Source organism: Streptomyces sp. NPDC012508, assembly GCF_042902595.1.
Lineage (GTDB): Bacteria > Actinomycetota > Actinomycetes > Streptomycetales > Streptomycetaceae > Streptomyces.
The window spans coordinates 1-15,777 of sequence record NZ_JBIBEO010000011.1 but is presented as its reverse complement, the minus strand read 5'-3'; the positions used below and the strand labels follow the sequence as shown (position 1 = coordinate 15,777).

The following is a 15,777-nucleotide window of genomic DNA, read 5'->3' as shown; positions in this document are numbered from 1 at the left end:
TGAATCGGTGAGGTGAAAGCGCTGATGGACACTGCTGCCGGTGGCAGGGAGGTCGAGGAGTCGGTGGGTCCGGTCGTGGACGCCGGCGTTCTCGACGTACGCACGCTCGCGCTCGGCGCCACCAGCGGCACCGTTCCGCTCGCCCGTGACTTCACCAGGACCGCGCTGTACGACTGGGGCTGGCTCCCGGCCGCGACCGCCGACGCCAGGGCCGCCGCCGAGGACGTCCTGCTCGTCGTCTCCGAGCTGGTGACCAACGCCTGCCTGCACGCCGAGGGCCCCGAGGGGCTGCGCGTCGTACGCCGGGCCAAGGTGCTGCGCCTGGAGGTCACCGACCGCGGCGCCGGCCAGCCCGCACCGCGCACCCCGCACCGCGCCGGGCGGCCGGGCGGCCACGGCATGTTCATCGTGCAGCGACTCTGCCTGGACTGGGGGATCGACCGCACGGCGGGCGCCCCCGGCAAGACGGTCTGGGCGGAGCTGGCCGCCCCGGCCTAGCGCTCACTCACGGATCAGGCCATCAGGGGCGCACTTCGGTGCGCCCTTTGTCTTCCCTCCTCAACGCCCCAGGCGTACCTTGACGCGCAATCTGATATGCCGTCAGTAACTTCGCGGTGAGGGGTGCATGGATCGTGCCGTACCGGAGGAGAGCAGCGTTCACGCTGGCAGCGGCCGTGGCGGGCTCGGCGGTCCTGGCCTCGGCCCCCGCCGCTCAGGCAGCCGTCGTCGATGTGAACTACGCGTGCGAGACGAAGATCGGGCCCAAGGGCGCGGTCTCGCCCGTCGACATCAAGGCCGTCAAGAACGGCTCCTCGTACGCCATCACCATGTCCTTCGAGAAGGGCGTCTCGGACAGCCCGATCGAACTGCCCAAGGGCGTCATGACCCCGCGCGCCGAGCTGAAGCTCGGTGGCGCCGACACGGGGACGCTCAAGGTCAAGGGGACACCGAACACGGCGGCCATTCCGCCCAACACACCGATCAAGATAGGGCAGTTGACGGGCACGTACACACCGAGGAAGAGCGGCAAGGTCACCTTCACAGCCGGGCTGCTCACCGTCCACGCGCTCGGCATGGACGCGGCCGTCTGCACCCCCAGGAACAACCCCGCGCCGTCGCTCGAACTCGACGTCACGGTTGCCGGCGGCTCCTCGGACACCGGCTCCGACTCCGGGGGAACGGAGTCCACGAGCGGGGGCGAGCTGCCGAAGACCGGCCCGCTCGACTCCGCCACGGCGCTCGGCACCCTCGGCGGCACGGTGCTCCTGACCGGCGCGGCCGGCGTGCTCTGGCTCACGCGGCGCACGGCACGCTGATGCGGAGGGCGTGGGCCGGGCCCCTGACCGCCGTCGCCGCGCTGCTCGGGGCGGTGGCGGCGGCGCCCATGCCCGCGCCCACACCGCCGGCATGGACGGCGGAGGCGGCGGCGGGACGGCCGTACGTCTATCTCGAAGGCGCGGCGGGCAGCGTCCTCCAGGACACGCTCTCCGTGAGCAACCCGGGCGCGCGCCCGCTCACCGTACGGCTGAGCGGGCAGGGCGCCCCGCTCGCCTTCGCCGCACGGACGGTGACGGTCCCGGCGCGGACGCGGGCGGACGTGCCGTTCGCCCTCACCGTCACGGCGGACACCGCCCCCGGCGACCACCGGGGTTCGGTGACCGCGGCGGCAGGCGGACGCGAGGTGCGGGTGCCGGTGCATCTACGGGTGAGCGGGCCGAGCCTCGCGGCGCTCACGGTCGAGCATGTACGGCTCTACGGCTCGGGCACCGTGCACTACACCCTGGTCAACCGGGGCAGCACGGTCATCGCGCCGCGCCTGTCCCTGCGCGCCGACGGCGCCTTCGGGACGGTGCTCGACCGCCCCGCCCGGCCCCTCGGGCTCACCCTCCGCCCCGGCGAACGCCTCACCCGCACCGAAGCCTGGCCCGACCCGCCCGCACTCGACTCGGTCACGGTCCGCGTCCGGGCGGACGCCTCCGGCGCACCGGCGGCGGAAGCCCGCGCGGAGCGCGTGTTCGTCTCCGGCGGCGCGCTCGCCGTCGGCGCGGCCGCCCTGGTCGCGGCGGCGGTGGCGGCGGCGCTCACGGCCCGAAGACGCCGCGCCCGGGCCGTACGGGAGCCCGGATTGCCTGTGGAGCAACCCCAGTTGGCGGACGTGACGGCAGGAGCGGACCGATGAGCACGAGCGGTACGGGACGGGCGGCGGCCCGGAGCCTTTGGGCGGTGGCGGGCGTGGGACTCATCCTCGCCGCGCTCACGCTCACCCTCCTGCCGACCGCGGCCCGGGCGGCCGCTCCCGGGCCCACCGTCGCACTGTCGCAGACCGAGGGCGGCAAGGGCGGCGAGATCACCGTGAGCGGGGCCGGGTGGAAGCCGGGCGCGCTGCTCATGCTGCTGATCTGCGGTCAGGGCGCGCCGGGGAAGGGCGTCATCGGCGGCACCAACTCCTGCGCCAACACCCTCGGCCGGGCCGCCACCGTCGACGCCAAGGGCGCCTTCAGCCAGAAGATGCCGGTCGCCGAGCCGCCCAAGCCGTGCCCCTGCGTCGTGCACGTCGCTGCAGTCACCGGCCAACAGGACGTCGTGGACGTGGCGTTCACGGTCGCCGGCCATCCGACCGCCCCGCTCCCCGAGGCCTCCGGCGTCGGCAGACTGGCCGTGCTCGCCTCCGTACGCCTCGAAGGCTCCAGCGGGGTCCTCGTCTGGTTCGGCGCGCCCGCCCGCCGCGAGGTCGTCTTCACCGTCGGCAACCTCGGCCAGACCCCCGTCAAGGACCCGGTCTTCCAGGTCGGCACGAGCCACGGCGTCTTCTCGCCGCAGTACGAGGAACGGCAGTGGCGCGGCACGATCGAGCCCGGCAAGAAGGCCCGGATCAAGCTGCCCGTCGAGCTGTCGGCGGGCGCGCACGGCGACTACGAGGTGTCGGTGAAGTACGCCGGCAAGGTCCTGGTCGACCATCCGTGGGGGGTCGGCCGGCCCTGGGGCGTGACGCTCTTCTGGCTGCTCCTCGCCGTGGTCGTCCCGGCCGCGGTCTTCCGGGTCGGCATGGCGGTGGTGGACCGGGTCCGGCCGGGCGGCTCCGCCGGGGCCCGCTCCGGACACCGCCGCCGACGCGCTCTCGTACGTATCCCCCGACCCGGCCCCGTCCCCGAGCGGGACGAAACCACGACGACCGCGGTCCTGCCGTGGTTCACCCCGGACTCCGCACCGTCCGCACCGTCAGAGCACAGCCCGACGACGAAGGGACATCAGTGAGCACGCAACGGAGGATGAGCGCGGCGGGAGTCGCGCTGATGCTCGGCGGCGCGGGGATCATGCTGGCCGCCAGCCCCGCTCAGGCCGCCGAGGTCGCGTACAAGACCGAGTGCATTCCGCCGTCCATCTCCGGCCTTCCGCCGGTGCAGGGCACCACGAAGGTGCAGATCACCGCACCCGCGGAGGCCAAGGTCGGTGACGAGGTCGAGATCGTCTGGAAGACGGTCGCGGCCGCGTCGAAGAACCCCGACATCCTCGACCTGGAGAAGGACACGGTGAAGCCGACCGGCGTCATCAAGGTCGGCGGCGCGGCGAGCGGCACGCTGAACATGGAAGGACCGCGCCAGAACCCGGCGATCCCGAAGAACAGCCCGATGGTGCTGCCGGACATGAAGGGCAAGCTGAAGCTGGAGAAGGCCGGCGAGATCACGCTGACGCCGGACAAATACACCATCAACGTCTCGAAGCCGATGTCCACGGACACGAAGTGTTCGCCGAAGGAGACGGTGCCGGTCGGGGCGACGATCAAGGTGTCGGCGGGCGGGGGAACCACGACGGGCGGCACGACCACGTCCGGTGGCACGACCACGTCCGGCGGCACCACGACGTCCGGTGGCACGACCACGTCCGGCGGAAGCGCCTCCGGGGGCGGCGGGGGGCAGACCGACTTCACCGGCAAGGAGGTCTCGGTCCAGTTCTCCTGCCAGTCGCCCGGCCCGGCGAACATCACCTCCAAGGTCACCGTCAACGCCAAGAAGAGCGGCGGCTCCTACGACCTCACGGTCAAGACCGCCAAGGGCGTCATGAACAGCCCCGCCCCGCTGCCCGCGGGTGCGCTCAAGCCGTCCATGGCCGTCAAGATCGGCGGTGCGGACAGCGGCACGGTCAAGGTCGAGGGCCCGGCGAACGCCGCCCCGCTGGAGCAGGGCAAGCCGGTCGACCTGCCGGACATGAAGGGCACGTACAAACCCGGCGCGAGCGGCAAGTCCACGCTCAGCCCCGGCACCCTGACCATCAACGTCTCGCTCGGCGGTTCGCCGATCGTGATCCCCTGCCAGGTCAAGGGCGCCGTCCAGGCCTCACTGGAGCTCGACACGACCAAGCAGGACGGCGGCGCGGCGGGCGGCGGTGACGCGGCGTCCGGCGGCGGCTCCGGCTCTGCGGGCTCCGGCTCGGCCGGCTCGGGCGGCGGGCTCGCCGAGACGGGCGCCGAGGACGACGGCGCGCTGCGCGCCCTCGCCCTGGTCGCGGGCACGGTGATCCTGCTCGGCGGCGCGGTGTTCACGTTCACCCCGTGGGCGCGGCTGAGGCGCTGACCTGCCGGAACCTACGGAAACGGCTGAGGGCCGCCGCACCGAGACCGGTGCGGCGGCCCTCAGGCGCGCGGGGTGCGAGGCGTCAGTGGACGCCGCCCATGAGCGCCTGGACCTTCTTGCGGTACATGTAGACCGCGAAGCCGGCGCCGACGGCGAGAGCCGCCTGCAGGGCGATGATCCCGGTGCCGTTGAGGTCCACACCGGCGAGCGAGAGCAGGCCCGTGGTGCAGTCACCGGCGGTGACGGCGAGGAACCAGACGCCCATCATCTGCGAGGCGTACTTCTTCGGCGCCATCTTCGTGGTGACGGAGAGGCCCACGGGGGACAGGCACAGCTCACCGATGGTCTGGATCATGTAGATCGAGACGAGCCACATCGGGGAGACCAGGGAGCCGTCGCCCGCCATGCCCATCGGGACGATGAAGACGAAGAAGGAGGCGCCGACCAGGACCAGGCCCATCGCGAACTTCACGATGGTGTTCGGCTCCTGGTTCTTACGGGCCAGCCACAGCCACAGGAAGGCGAAGACCGGGGCCAGTGCCATGACGAACATGGGGTTGAGCGCCTGGTACCAGGTGGCCGACGGGTCGAAGCCGAAGAGCGTGCCGGTCTTGGAGTCGGCGAACAGCGACAGGGTGGAGCCACCCTGGTCGTAGATCATCCAGAAGATGGCGGCGGCGACGAAGAACCAGATGTAGCCGTTCATCTTCGACTGCTCGGACTTGTCGAGGTCCTTGTCGCGCTTGATGCGGGCCAGGACGGCGACCGGGATGAGCAGACCGGCGAGGGTGAGCGGGACCAGGGCCCAGTTCAGGGTGAAGACGTCGAGGGCGACGATCACGCCGTAGAAGGCGGCGGCGAGCACGACGACGAGCGAGGCCTTGACCAGGATCCGCTTCTTCTCCTCGGAGGAGAGCGGGTTCGGGACGATGTTGCTCGTCGGGCTCAGGCTCTTGGTGAAGGCCAGGAAGCAGGCGAGGCCGAGGCCCATGCCGACGGCGGCCAGGGCGAAGCCCAGGTGCCAGTTGACCTTCTCGCCGACGGTGCCGACGACGAAGGGCGCCACGAACGCACCCAGGTTGATGCCGATGTAGAAGAGGGTGAAGCCACCGTCACGACGCGGGTCGTCCGGGCCGTTGTAGAGGTGGCCGACCATCGTCGAGATGTTGGCCTTCAGCAGACCGGAGCCGGCGGCGACGAGCGCCAGGCCGACGAAGAACATCGCCTGTCCGGGCAGGGCCAGCGAGGCGTGACCGGCCATGATGACGAAGCCGGCGATCGTGACGGTCTTCCGGGCGCCCCAGACTCGGTCGCCGAACCAGCCGCCCGGCATGGCCATCAGGTAGACCATCGAGACATAGACGGAGTAGATCGCCGTTGCCGTGGCCGCCGTCATCGCGAGGCCGCCACCCTGGCTGCCGGTCGCGGCGTCCGCGCCTCCGGAGACCAGGTACAGGACGAGGAGAGCCCTCATGCCGTAGTAGGAGAAGCGCTCCCACATCTCGGTGAAGAAGAGGGTGGCCAGGCCGCGGGGGTGGCCGAGGAACGTCTTCTCGGAACCAGGGGTTCCGGTCGAAGCCGTCGTCAGGCTGGACGCCATGTCGATCCTTGCTCTGTCGGGACGCGCGCCTTGTGAGCGTGGTGCGCCCGGTGGGGGAGGCCGGCACCGGCGGGAGTGGTCGCACCCCGCCGGGATCCACGCCCCGGGACGCTGTATCGCGCCACGGAACCCGGCCCACAGGTCGTTCGCCGTCTCAAGGTTGGCGATGCCGACCTCGTGCAGAAAAGAGACCTTTGGCGCACTTAGCGAGCCAAAGGTCCCCGATTACCGCTACAGACGTCTCGCCACCATACGACACGAGAGTGCCGGATATGGAAGGACTTGAGAGATGGATCACAGGTGACGAAGGAACCAACAGGCGCTATTCGAAGGTCATGTGCAGGTTACCCGCCTTGATCCGCAGGGGCCCGGGCGACCCTGTGGATCATGCCCCTGGGTGTCCACCGTGCGGACTACCATCACTCCATGACCCGTGTACTGCTCGCCGAGGACGACGCATCCATCTCGGAGCCGCTGGCTCGCGCGCTGCGCAGAGAGGGGTACGAGGTCGAGGTGCGGGAGGACGGACCGACCGCGCTCGACGCCGGACTCCAGGGCGGCGTCGACCTCGTGGTGCTCGACCTCGGGCTGCCCGGCATGGACGGCCTGGAGGTCGCCCGGCGGCTGCGCTCCGAGGGTCACACGGTTCCGATCCTGGTCCTGACGGCCCGTGCGGACGAGGTCGACACGGTGGTCGGGCTCGACGCCGGCGCCGACGACTACGTGACGAAGCCGTTCCGCCTCGCCGAACTTCTCGCCCGGGTCCGGGCCCTGCTCCGGCGCGGCTCCACGGAACCGGCGGTCGCCCCGGCCACGCACGGCGTCCGGATCGACGTCGAGTCGCACCGCGCGTGGATGGGCGACGAGGAGCTCCAGCTCACGGCGAAGGAGTTCGACCTCCTCCGGGTCCTGGTCCGCGACGCGGGCCGCGTGGTCACCCGCGACCAGCTGATGCGGGAGGTCTGGGACACCACGTGGTGGTCCTCGACGAAGACGCTGGACATGCACATCTCCTGGCTCCGCAAGAAGCTGGGCGACGACGCGGCGAACCCCCGCTACATCGCAACGGTCCGCGGCGTCGGCTTCCGCTTCGAGAAGAGCTGACGCCCGCTGGGCCGGACCCCCGCGCCGCGCCGGCGCGCTGGGCCGGTCGGCCGCCGCGGCGCGGCCCGGCACCCGAGCCTGGCGGCACTGGCCCCCGCGCCGGGAGATGCCGGCCCGCCGTGCCGGGCGGCCGGACCCCGGCCGGGAGGCACCGGCTCGCTGGGCCGGGCGCTGCCGCGCCGGGAGGCGCCTACCCCCCCCGCCGGCCGGACTCCCTGGCATGTGAAGACGGGGCGTCGCCGTAGGCTCGGGGGTGCCTCTACACCGCCCGTCCGGAGGGCCCCGTGCGTCGTCGTCTGATCAACTCCACCCTCGCCGTCGTCCTCGTCGTCATCGCCGTCTTCGGGGTCTCCCTCGTCATCGTCGAGACGCGCACGATCTCCTCCAGCGCCCAGGAGAGCGTGGACTCCGAGGCCCTCCGGCTCGTCTCCATCGTCGACAGCCGGCTCTTCGGCGGGGAACCCGTCAACCCCGACATCCTCGCCGAGCAGAGCGGCGCCAAGCGGTACGCCCTGATCGAGATCCCCGGCCGCGCCCCCATCGAGATCGGCACCCGCCCCGAGGGCAGCGTCATCCGCGGCAGCGCCGAGGGCGAGCGCGGCGAGACCGTGACCGTCGAGGAGTCCCGCTCCACGATCACCAGCGAGGTCGCCCGCACCCTGCTGATCATCGGCGCCGTGGCCCTCCTCGCCGTCGTGGCCGCCGTCCTCCTCGCCGTACGGCAGGCGAACAAGCTGACGTCCCCGCTCACGGACCTCGCCGAGACCGCCGAGCGCCTCGGGTCCGGTGATCCGCGCCCGCGCCACAAGCGGTACGGGGTCCCGGAGCTGGACCGGGTCGCCGACGTCCTCGACGCGTCCGCCGAGCGCATCGCCCGGATGCTCACCGCCGAGCGCCGGCTCGCCGCGGACGCCTCGCACCAGCTCCGTACGCCCCTCACGGCGCTCTCGATGCGCCTGGAGGAGGTCGCCGTCGCCGACGACCTCCACACGGTCAAGGAGGAGGCGACGATCGCGCTCACGCAGGTCGAGCGGCTCACCGACGTCGTCGAGCGGCTGCTGACGAACTCCCGCGACCCCCGCACCGGCTCCGCCCTCGCCTTCGACCTCGACGAGGTCATCAAGCAGCAGATCGAGGAGTGGCGCCCCGCCTACCGCAGCGCCGGCCGCGCCATCGTCCACTCGGGCAAGCAGGGCATGCGCGCGGTCGGCACCCCGGGGGCCGTGGCCCAGGTCCTCGCCGCGCTGATCGAGAACTCCCTCATGCACGGCGGCGGCACCGTCGCCCTGCGGACCCGGGTCACCGGCAACCAGTCCGTGATCGAGGTCACCGACGAGGGCCCCGGCGTCCCCGCCGACCTCGGCGCGCGGATCTTCGAGCGGGCGGTCAGCGGCCGCAGCTCCACCGGCATCGGTCTGGCCGTCGCCCGGGATCTCGCGGAGGCGGACGGCGGCCGGCTGGAGCTCCTCCAGCAGCAGCCGCCGGTCTTCGCGCTCTTCCTGAGCCGCGAGGTCAGAGGCCGCGGGGAGGAGGCGCGGGACCGCCCCGTCCGGTGATCACACCGGCGAGCGCCCGCCCCACAGCAGTCGGCCCCCGCAACGCGGTCAGCGGCTCCCGCCACGCGGTCAGCCGCACCCGCCCCGCAATCAGCGAACCCGGTCCGGCTGCTTCCTCGTCGGCTGCTTCGGCGCCTGCTCCAGGAACGATTCGGCGGTCTGCACGGCCTCCCGGGCCGGCAGCGTCCGGAACACCCACGTGCGGTACGACCAGAAGCGGAACAGGGTCGCGACGCCGATCCCGAAGAACTTGAAGACGTTGCTCTGCAGCGGGGTGTCCCAGCCGAAGCCGTACGTCGCCGCGTAGAGAATGCCGTTCTGGATCACCAGACCCGCGACGCTGAAGAGCAGGAAGAGCGTCAGCTCCTTCGTCCGGCTGCTCTTGTCGCGGTCCCGGTAGGTGAAGTACCGGAAGCCCAGATAGTTGAACCCGATCGCCACGACCGTGGCGATGACGCTCGCCCGGACGACGGGAAGCTCCGTCACATGGCGGACGAGGTTGAAGACCCCGAGGTCCACCAGAAGGCCGACACCACCGACCGCTCCGAACTTGGCGAACTCACGTGTGAGCCGGTCAAGCCGCACACGCAGTGCGCTTCGTTCACTCATGGTGATTGCTCAGCCCCGTCCGTTCGGTTTCGTCAACCAAGCCATGCTAACCAGCACCACCAGTGACCCGCCCGAGGAGATTGCAAACCTCGGAAAATCCGGTTCCGCTGTCGTAAAGCACAGGCGGGGAGGGCTCACCGGATGGTGCGGATACCCTAAGAGGGTGACGTTCCCGGTAGTCGGTATGGTCGGTGGCGGTCAGCTCGCCCGTATGACCCACGAGGCGGGCATCCCCCTCGGTATCAAGTTCAAGCTGCTCAGTGACACCCCGCAGGATTCGGCGGCCCAGGTGGTGAGCGAGGTCGTCCTCGGCGACTATCGCGACCTGGCTACGCTGCGTGACTTCGCGCGTGGCTGTGACGTGATCACGTTCGATCACGAACACGTCCCGGCCGCACATCTGCGCGCCCTGGAGGAGGACGGCGTCGTCGTCCGCCCCGGGCTTGCCGCGCTGGTGCACGCCCAGGACAAGGGGGTGATGCGCGCGAAGCTCGACGAGATCGGCGCACCGAGCCCCCGCCACCGGATCGTCGCCGATCCGGCGGACGCGGCGGCCTTCGCGGCCGAGGTCGGCGGCTTCCCGATCATCCTCAAGACCGTCAGCGGCGGCTACGACGGCAAGGGCGTCTGGTTCGTCCGTACGGAGGAGGACGCCCAGGACCCGTTCCGGGCGGGCGTCCGGGTCCTCGCCGAGGAGAAGGTCGACTTCACGCGCGAGCTGGCGGCGAACATCGTCCGCTCCCCGCACGGCCAGGCCGTCGCCTACCCGGTCGTCGAGTCCCGGCAGGTCGACGGCGTCTGTGACACCGTGATCGCGCCCGCGCCGAACCTGTCCGACGAGCTGGCCGGCCAGGCGCAGGAGCTCGCCCTGCGGATCGCCAAGGAACTCGACGTCGTCGGGCACCTCGCCGTGGAGCTGTTCGAGACGCGCGACGGCCGGATCCTCGTCAACGAGCTCGCCATGCGTCCGCACAACTCCGGTCACTGGACCCAGGACGGGGCGATCACCTCGCAGTTCGCCAACCACGTCCGCGCCGTCCTCGACCTCCCGCTGGGCGATCCGCGCCCGCGCGCCCCGTGGACGGTCATGTGCAATGTGCTGGGCGGGGACTACCCGGACATGTACTACGCCTACCTGCACTGCATGGCCCGTGACCCCCAGCTCAAGATCCACATGTACGGCAAGGACGTGAAGCCCGGCCGCAAGGTGGGGCACGTCAACACCTACGGCGACGACCTGGACGACGTGCTGGAGCGCGCGCGTCACGCCGCCGGCTATCTGCGAGGAACGATCACCGAATGAGCCCTGTGAGCCCCGTCGTAGGCATCGTCATGGGATCCGACTCCGACTGGCCCGTCATGGAGGCCGCGGCGCAGGCCCTGGACGAGTTCGAGATCGCGTACGAGGTCGACGTCGTCTCCGCGCACCGGATGCCGCGCGAGATGGTCGCGTACGGCGAGGAGGCCGCCGACCGCGGTCTGAAGGCGATCATCGCGGGCGCCGGCGGCGCCGCCCATCTCCCCGGGATGCTCGCCTCGGTGACCCCGCTCCCGGTCATCGGCGTACCGGTCCCGCTGAAGTACCTCGACGGCATGGACTCGCTCCTCTCCATCGTGCAGATGCCGGCCGGTGTGCCGGTGGCCACGGTCTCCGTCGGCGGCGCGCGCAACGCCGGTCTGCTCGCGGCCCGGATCCTCGCCACGCACGACGCCGAACTGCTCGGCAGGATGCGGGAGTTCCAGCAGGAGCTGAACGACCAGGCGACCGAGAAGGGCAAGCGGCTGCGGGCCAAGGTCGAGGGCTCGGAGTCGTTCGGCTTCGCCAAGTGAGCCGCCCGGCGAGCACGCCGGCAGGCGCGTCGGCAGGTGCTTCGACGGGCGCTTCGACGGGTACGCCGGCAGGCGTTTCGGCGGGCGCGTCGGAACGCCTGGCGGAAGCCCTCGAACTGCTGGCGGACCACCCCGTCGTCGACGGCCACAACGATCTCCCCTGGGCGCTGCGCAAGAACGCCGGATACGACCTGGACCGGCTCGACATCGCGGCCGACCAGACCGGCGCGCTCCACACCGACCTCGCCCGGCTGCGGGCCGGCGGCGTCGGCGCGCAGTTCTGGTCGGTGTACGTCTCCACGGAGCTGACCGGGGACGACGCGGTCAGCGCCACCCTGGAGCAGATCGACGTCGTCGACCAGCTCCTGGAGCGGTACGCGGGCGAGCTGGCCCCCGCCCTGACCGCGGACGACATGGAGTCGGCGCGGAAGCAGGGCCGTATCGCGTCCCTCAAGGGCGCCGAGGGCGGCCACTCCCTCAACAACTCCCTCGCCACCCTGCGCGCGCTGCACACCCTGGGCGTGCGCTACATGACGCTCACGCACAACGACAACACCGCGTGGGCCGACTCGGCGACCGACGAGCCGGGCGTCGGCGGGCTCTCGCCGTTCGGCCACGAGGTCGTCCGGGAGATGAACCGCACCGGCGTCCTCGTCGACCTCTCGCACGTCGCCGCGACGACGATGCGGGACGCGCTGGACACCTCCGTCGCGCCGGTGATCTTCTCGCACTCCTCGTCGCTCGCCATCTGCGACCACCCGCGGAACATCCCGGACGACGTGCTGGAGCGGCTGCCGGGGAACGGCGGGGTCGCGATGGCCACGTTCGTACCGAAGTTCATCCTGCCCGCCGCCGTCGAGTGGACGGCCCGCGCGGACGACAACCTGCGGGCGCACGGCTTCCACCACCTCGACACCACCGCCGAGGCGATGAAGCTCCACCGCGCCTTCGAGGCCGAGAACCCGCGCCCGATCGCCACCGCGGCGACGGTGGCGGACCACCTCGACCACATGCGCGAGGTTGCCGGCGTCGATCACATCGGCATCGGCGGCGACTACGACGGTACGGCGTTCACACCGGCCGGCCTCGACGACGTCGCGGGCTATCCGAACCTGATCGCCGAGCTCCTCCACCGCGGCTGGTCCCACGCCGACCTGGCGAAGCTGACGTGGTCCAACACGGTCCGCGTCCTGCGCGACGCCGAGGCGGTCTCCCGCGACCTGCGCGCCCGCCGCGGACCGTCGAACGCGACGATCGACTCCCTGGACGCGCAAGGGTCGTGACGGGACGTCAGTCCCGCGGGCCGATGGCGCCCCGCTCCCGGTTCGCGCTCCGTCGAACCGGGAGCGCTCGGTCCAGGGCCGGCCGCGCCGCGTCCCGTAGGCGCCGCCCGCCGGCTCCCGCAGCCGAGACGACGGGCCCCGGCCGCTGAGCGACCGGCGTACGGCGTCGGCGCGGAGTGGATCACGGCCACGGACGACCGAGCGCTCACGCCTCCCCCGAACGGCCTACTCCACCGCTCGTCACAAGGGGCTTCGTGCCACGGTGGGCGGTACTGCCTCGTTCAGTTCGGAGTTGTTACGCCATGGCAGATCTTGAAGATCACCATCCCTTCGCCGTCGAGCACACCGGTGCCGCATCCGATGACCTAGACGCCCCCGAACAACCGCTGCCTCTCGACGAGTTGACCCGTGCGCAGGCACTGCTCGCCGCGCAGCCCGTCGTCGAGGGGCACACGATCCCACCCCACGTGTTCGATCCCGAGGACCCTGCGCCGGTGCGGGCGGCGGAGGCCGGGGCGCAGCTCTGGTCCCTGCGCGACGAGGGCGTCGTCGGCACGCTGCGCCGGATCGACGGGCTCCGCGCGCTCGTCTCCGCCTACCCCGAGGAGCTGCGCCTCGCCCAGAGCACCGCCGAGATGGGCCACGCCGTCAACTGCGGCCGGGTCGCGGCGCTCCTGGGGCCGGTGAGCTGGTCGGCGCTCGCCGGCTCGATCGCCGCGGTCCGGGCGTACCACGCGCTCGGGGTACGGGCCGTCAGCCTCACCCGCTTCGACGGCTTCGCCCGCGAGGCCGTACGGGAGGTGAACCGCCTCGGGCTCGTCGTGGACCTCTCCGGGGCCGACCCGGAGACGGCCCGCCGGACCCTCGCGCTCACCAGGGCCCCGGTCCTGCTGACCCGCGCGGAACCGGAGGAGGTGACGGACGACGTCCTAGGCCTGCTCGGCGAGAACGGCGGCGTCTGCATGCTCCCGGTGACCGAGGACCTGACGGCGACCGCCGACGCCCTCGACCGCGTCCGCGCCCTGGCGGGCCCGCACTGTGTGGGCCTGTCGCACACCACGGACCCGGCGGCCGGCTACGCCCCGCTCTTCGCCGAGCTCCTGCGCCGCGACTGGCCCGCCCGTGACCTGATCGGGCTCTCCCACGACAACGCCACGCGGACCCTGCGGGAGGCGGAGTTCCTCGCCCGCACGTCCCGTCTGCGCCGCGCGGCCTGATTACGGGAAAGGTCCCGCCCCCCGAGGGAGGCGGGACCTTTCCCGGTCCGAACGATTCGCTACGCCCGCGGACGCCCCATCGCGCGGTACGTCCAGCCCGCGTCGCGCCACCGCGTCGCGTCCAGCGCGTTGCGGCCGTCCAGGATCACTCGCGAGCCGACCGCTCCGGCCAGCTCCGCCGGGTCGAGTTCGTCGCGGAACTCGCGCCACTCGGTGAGGTGCAGCACGACGTCCGCCCCGCGTACCGCGTCCAGGGCCGACTCCGCGTACCCCAGCGTCGGGAAGAGCCGGCGGGCGTTCGCCATGCCCTTCGGGTCGTAGACCGTGACCTGTCCGCCCTGGAGGTGGATCTGTCCGGCCACGTTCAGCGCCGGCGAGTCCCGTACGTCGTCCGAGTCCGGCTTGAACGTCGCGCCGAGCACCGCGACCCGCTTGCCGAGGAACGACCCTCCGCCGACCGCGTCCCGCGCCATCTCGACCATCTGGCCGCGCCGCCGCATGTTGATGGAGTCGATCTCGCGCAGGAAGGTCAGCGCCTGGTCCGCGCCCAGCTCGCCCGCCCGCGCCATGAACGCGCGGATGTCCTTCGGAAGACAGCCGCCGCCGAAGCCGATCCCGGCCCGCAGGAACTTGGACCCGATCCGCTCGTCGTAGCCGATCGCCTCCGCCAGCTTCGCGACATCACCGCCTGCGGCCTCGCAGACCTCCGCCATCGCGTTGATGAAGGAGATCTTGGTCGCGAGGAAGGAGTTCGCCGCGGTCTTCACCAGCTCCGCCGTCGGGAAGTCCGTCACCACGAAGGGCGTGCCCTCGCCGATCGGCCCGGCGTACACCTCGCGCAGCAGCTTCTCCGCCCGCTCGCTCCGCACGCCGGCGACCACACGGTCCGGGTGGAGCGTGTCGTTCACCGCGAAGCCCTCGCGCAGGAACTCCGGGTTCCAGGCCAGCTCGACGCCCTCCGGCAGCAGTTCCGCGAGCCGCTCGGCGGAGCCGACCGGCACGGTCGACTTGCCGACGACCAGCGCGCCCTCGCGCACCACACCGGCCAGCGAGCCGAAGGCCGCGTCGACGTAGCTCATGTCACACGCGTACTCGCCGTGCTTCTGCGGGGTGTTGACGCAGACGAAGTGCACATCGCCGAAGGCGCCGACCTCCTCCCAGGAGGTGGTGAAGCGCAGCCGCCCCGTCGACCCCTCGATCCCGGCGACGTGCCGGGAGAGCAGCTCCTCGAGGCCGGGCTCGTACATCGGTACGCGACCGGTGGCGAGCAGCTCGATCTTCTCGGGCACGACGTCGAGGCCGAGCACCTCGAAGCCGAGCTCCGCCATGGCCGCTGCGTGCGTGGCGCCGAGGTAGCCGGTGCCGATCACGGTGATCTTGAGGGCCATACGGGACTCCAGTGAGGTCGGGCGGAATGCCTGCCCGAGCATAGTCGGGCCCTGGCCGGGGGCCCGGACACGCCCTACCATTTGTGTTACTTAACGGTAGTTAGCAGATGTGGGAGTGAATGAGCATGGCGGCTTCTGCCGATTTCGACCTGTATCGCCTGTCCGAGGAGCACGACATGCTCCGGGAGACGGTCCGTGCGCTGGCGGAGGCGAAGATCACGCCGTTCGCGGCGGCGGTCGACGAGGAGGGCCGGTTCCCCCAGGAGGCGCTGGACGCGCTGGTCGCGGCCGACCTGCACGCGGTGCACGTTCCGGAGTCCTACGGCGGCGCCGGCGCGGACGCGCTGGCGACGGTGATCGTGATCGAGGAGGTCGCCCGCGCCTGCGGTTCGTCCTCGCTGATCCCGGCGGTCAACAAGCTCGGCTCGCTCCCGGTGATCCTGTCCGGTTCGGAGGAGCTGAAGAAGAAGTACCTCGGCCCCCTCGCCAAGGGCGAGGCGATGTTCTCCTACGCCCTGTCCGAGCCGGACGCCGGCTCCGACGCCGCCGGGATGAAGACCCGCGCGGTGCGTGACGGCGACTTCTGGGTCCTCAACGGCGTCAAGCGGTGGATCACCAA

General features: G+C 71.6%; 15 protein-coding genes. 12 read left to right on the top strand and 3 right to left on the bottom strand.

Annotated features, from left to right (window positions below):
* The first annotated feature begins 24 nt into the window (after positions 1–24).
* The 5 genes from ACFY8U_RS32155 (at position 25) to ACFY8U_RS32135 (ending at position 4,571) form a co-directional block, all read left to right on the top strand.
* Complete coding sequence (locus tag ACFY8U_RS32155; protein ID WP_389575730.1) at positions 25–498, top strand: ATP-binding protein; 474 nt, start codon at positions 25–27, stop codon at positions 496–498.
* Positions 499–632: 134 nt separating this feature from the next.
* Entirely contained in the window at positions 633–1,316 is a 684-nt protein-coding gene (locus tag ACFY8U_RS32150; RefSeq protein WP_389575729.1) for a peptidase, read from the top strand.
* Positions 1,316–2,179: a hypothetical protein gene (locus ACFY8U_RS32145; protein ID WP_389575728.1), complete on the top strand. Its 864-nt coding sequence runs from the start codon at positions 1,316–1,318 to the stop codon at positions 2,177–2,179. The genes ACFY8U_RS32150 and ACFY8U_RS32145 overlap by 1 nt, the downstream gene beginning before the upstream one ends.
* Positions 2,176–3,255 (top strand): hypothetical protein, encoded by a 1,080-nt coding sequence (locus tag ACFY8U_RS32140; protein ID WP_389575727.1) that lies wholly within the window; start codon positions 2,176–2,178, stop codon positions 3,253–3,255. Before ACFY8U_RS32145 ends, ACFY8U_RS32140 begins: the two co-directional genes overlap by 4 nt.
* 14 nt (positions 3,256–3,269) lie before the next feature.
* A complete protein-coding gene (locus tag ACFY8U_RS32135) occupies positions 3,270–4,571 on the top strand; it encodes a hypothetical protein (protein WP_389575726.1) in 1,302 nt (433 codons plus the stop codon).
* Positions 4,572–4,653: 82 nt separating this feature from the next.
* On the opposite strand, the gene ACFY8U_RS32130 is transcribed toward ACFY8U_RS32135, so the two are convergent.
* Positions 4,654–6,171, bottom strand: coding sequence for a peptide MFS transporter (locus ACFY8U_RS32130; protein ID WP_389575725.1), 1,518 nt, complete (start codon positions 6,169–6,171; stop codon positions 4,654–4,656).
* A 426-nt stretch (positions 6,172–6,597) separates the two neighbouring features.
* Between ACFY8U_RS32130 and ACFY8U_RS32125 the strand changes: the two genes are divergently transcribed.
* Together ACFY8U_RS32125 and ACFY8U_RS32120 are read left to right on the top strand one after the other, a co-directional pair.
* On the top strand, positions 6,598–7,275 hold the full coding sequence (locus tag ACFY8U_RS32125) for a response regulator transcription factor (protein ID WP_260230159.1): 678 nt from the start codon (positions 6,598–6,600) through the stop codon (positions 7,273–7,275).
* 284 nt (positions 7,276–7,559) lie between these two features.
* Entirely contained in the window at positions 7,560–8,831 is a 1,272-nt protein-coding gene (locus ACFY8U_RS32120; RefSeq protein WP_361601245.1) for an ATP-binding protein, read from the top strand.
* 90 nt (positions 8,832–8,921) lie between these two features.
* On the opposite strand, the gene ACFY8U_RS32115 is transcribed toward ACFY8U_RS32120, so the two are convergent.
* Positions 8,922–9,440: a GtrA family protein gene (locus ACFY8U_RS32115; RefSeq protein ID WP_389575724.1), complete on the bottom strand. Its 519-nt coding sequence runs from the start codon at positions 9,438–9,440 to the stop codon at positions 8,922–8,924.
* Positions 9,441–9,483: 43 nt separating this feature from the next.
* Here ACFY8U_RS32115 and ACFY8U_RS32110 point away from each other — a divergent pair, with 43 nt between their 5' ends.
* The 4 genes from ACFY8U_RS32110 (at position 9,484) to ACFY8U_RS32095 (ending at position 13,770) form a co-directional block, all read left to right on the top strand.
* Positions 9,484–10,743 (top strand): 5-(carboxyamino)imidazole ribonucleotide synthase, encoded by a 1,260-nt coding sequence (locus tag ACFY8U_RS32110; protein ID WP_389575723.1) that lies wholly within the window; start codon positions 9,484–9,486, stop codon positions 10,741–10,743.
* Entirely contained in the window at positions 10,740–11,270 is a 531-nt protein-coding gene (gene purE / locus ACFY8U_RS32105; protein WP_361438702.1) for a 5-(carboxyamino)imidazole ribonucleotide mutase, read from the top strand. Before ACFY8U_RS32110 ends, purE begins: the two co-directional genes overlap by 4 nt.
* A gap of 98 nt (positions 11,271–11,368) precedes the next feature.
* The gene (locus tag ACFY8U_RS32100) at positions 11,369–12,553 is read left to right on the top strand and encodes a dipeptidase (RefSeq protein WP_389575977.1); all 1,185 of its coding nucleotides are present in this window, start codon (positions 11,369–11,371) and stop codon (positions 12,551–12,553) included.
* Between the two features lie 302 nt (positions 12,554–12,855).
* Positions 12,856–13,770 carry a membrane dipeptidase gene (locus ACFY8U_RS32095; protein WP_389575722.1) on the top strand — a complete coding sequence of 305 codons (915 nt, stop codon included), beginning with the start codon at positions 12,856–12,858 and terminating at the stop codon, positions 13,768–13,770.
* Between the two features lie 59 nt (positions 13,771–13,829).
* Here the strand turns inward: ACFY8U_RS32095 and ACFY8U_RS32090 are convergent, their stop codons facing one another.
* The gene (locus tag ACFY8U_RS32090) at positions 13,830–15,158 is read right to left on the bottom strand and encodes a UDP-glucose dehydrogenase family protein (protein ID WP_389575721.1); all 1,329 of its coding nucleotides are present in this window, start codon (positions 15,156–15,158) and stop codon (positions 13,830–13,832) included.
* Between the two features lie 125 nt (positions 15,159–15,283).
* On the opposite strand from ACFY8U_RS32090, the gene ACFY8U_RS32085 reads away from it, so the two are divergent.
* Positions 15,284–15,777: acyl-CoA dehydrogenase family protein (locus tag ACFY8U_RS32085; RefSeq protein ID WP_389575720.1), on the top strand; the 494-nt coding region annotated here is incomplete at its 3' end.

What these genes read in the sequence shown, in the direction of transcription:
- ACFY8U_RS32155 (WP_389575730.1), top strand. Translation starts at nt 25, where the DNA reads ATGGACACTGCTGCCGGTGGCAGGGAGGTCGAGGAGTCGGTGGGTCCG.
- ACFY8U_RS32145 (WP_389575728.1), top strand. Translation starts at nt 1,316, where the DNA reads ATGCGGAGGGCGTGGGCCGGGCCCCTGACCGCCGTCGCCGCGCTGCTC.
- ACFY8U_RS32140 (WP_389575727.1), top strand. Translation starts at nt 2,176, where the DNA reads ATGAGCACGAGCGGTACGGGACGGGCGGCGGCCCGGAGCCTTTGGGCG.
- ACFY8U_RS32135 (WP_389575726.1), top strand. Translation starts at nt 3,270, where the DNA reads ATGAGCGCGGCGGGAGTCGCGCTGATGCTCGGCGGCGCGGGGATCATG.
- ACFY8U_RS32130 (WP_389575725.1), bottom strand. Translation starts at nt 6,171, where the DNA reads ATGGCGTCCAGCCTGACGACGGCTTCGACCGGAACCCCTGGTTCCGAG.
- ACFY8U_RS32125 (WP_260230159.1), top strand. Translation starts at nt 6,598, where the DNA reads ATGACCCGTGTACTGCTCGCCGAGGACGACGCATCCATCTCGGAGCCG.
- ACFY8U_RS32115 (WP_389575724.1), bottom strand. Translation starts at nt 9,440, where the DNA reads ATGAGTGAACGAAGCGCACTGCGTGTGCGGCTTGACCGGCTCACACGT.
- ACFY8U_RS32110 (WP_389575723.1), top strand. Translation starts at nt 9,484, where the DNA reads ATGCTAACCAGCACCACCAGTGACCCGCCCGAGGAGATTGCAAACCTC.
- purE (WP_361438702.1), top strand. Translation starts at nt 10,740, where the DNA reads ATGAGCCCTGTGAGCCCCGTCGTAGGCATCGTCATGGGATCCGACTCC.
- ACFY8U_RS32095 (WP_389575722.1), top strand. Translation starts at nt 12,856, where the DNA reads ATGGCAGATCTTGAAGATCACCATCCCTTCGCCGTCGAGCACACCGGT.
- ACFY8U_RS32090 (WP_389575721.1), bottom strand. Translation starts at nt 15,158, where the DNA reads ATGGCCCTCAAGATCACCGTGATCGGCACCGGCTACCTCGGCGCCACG.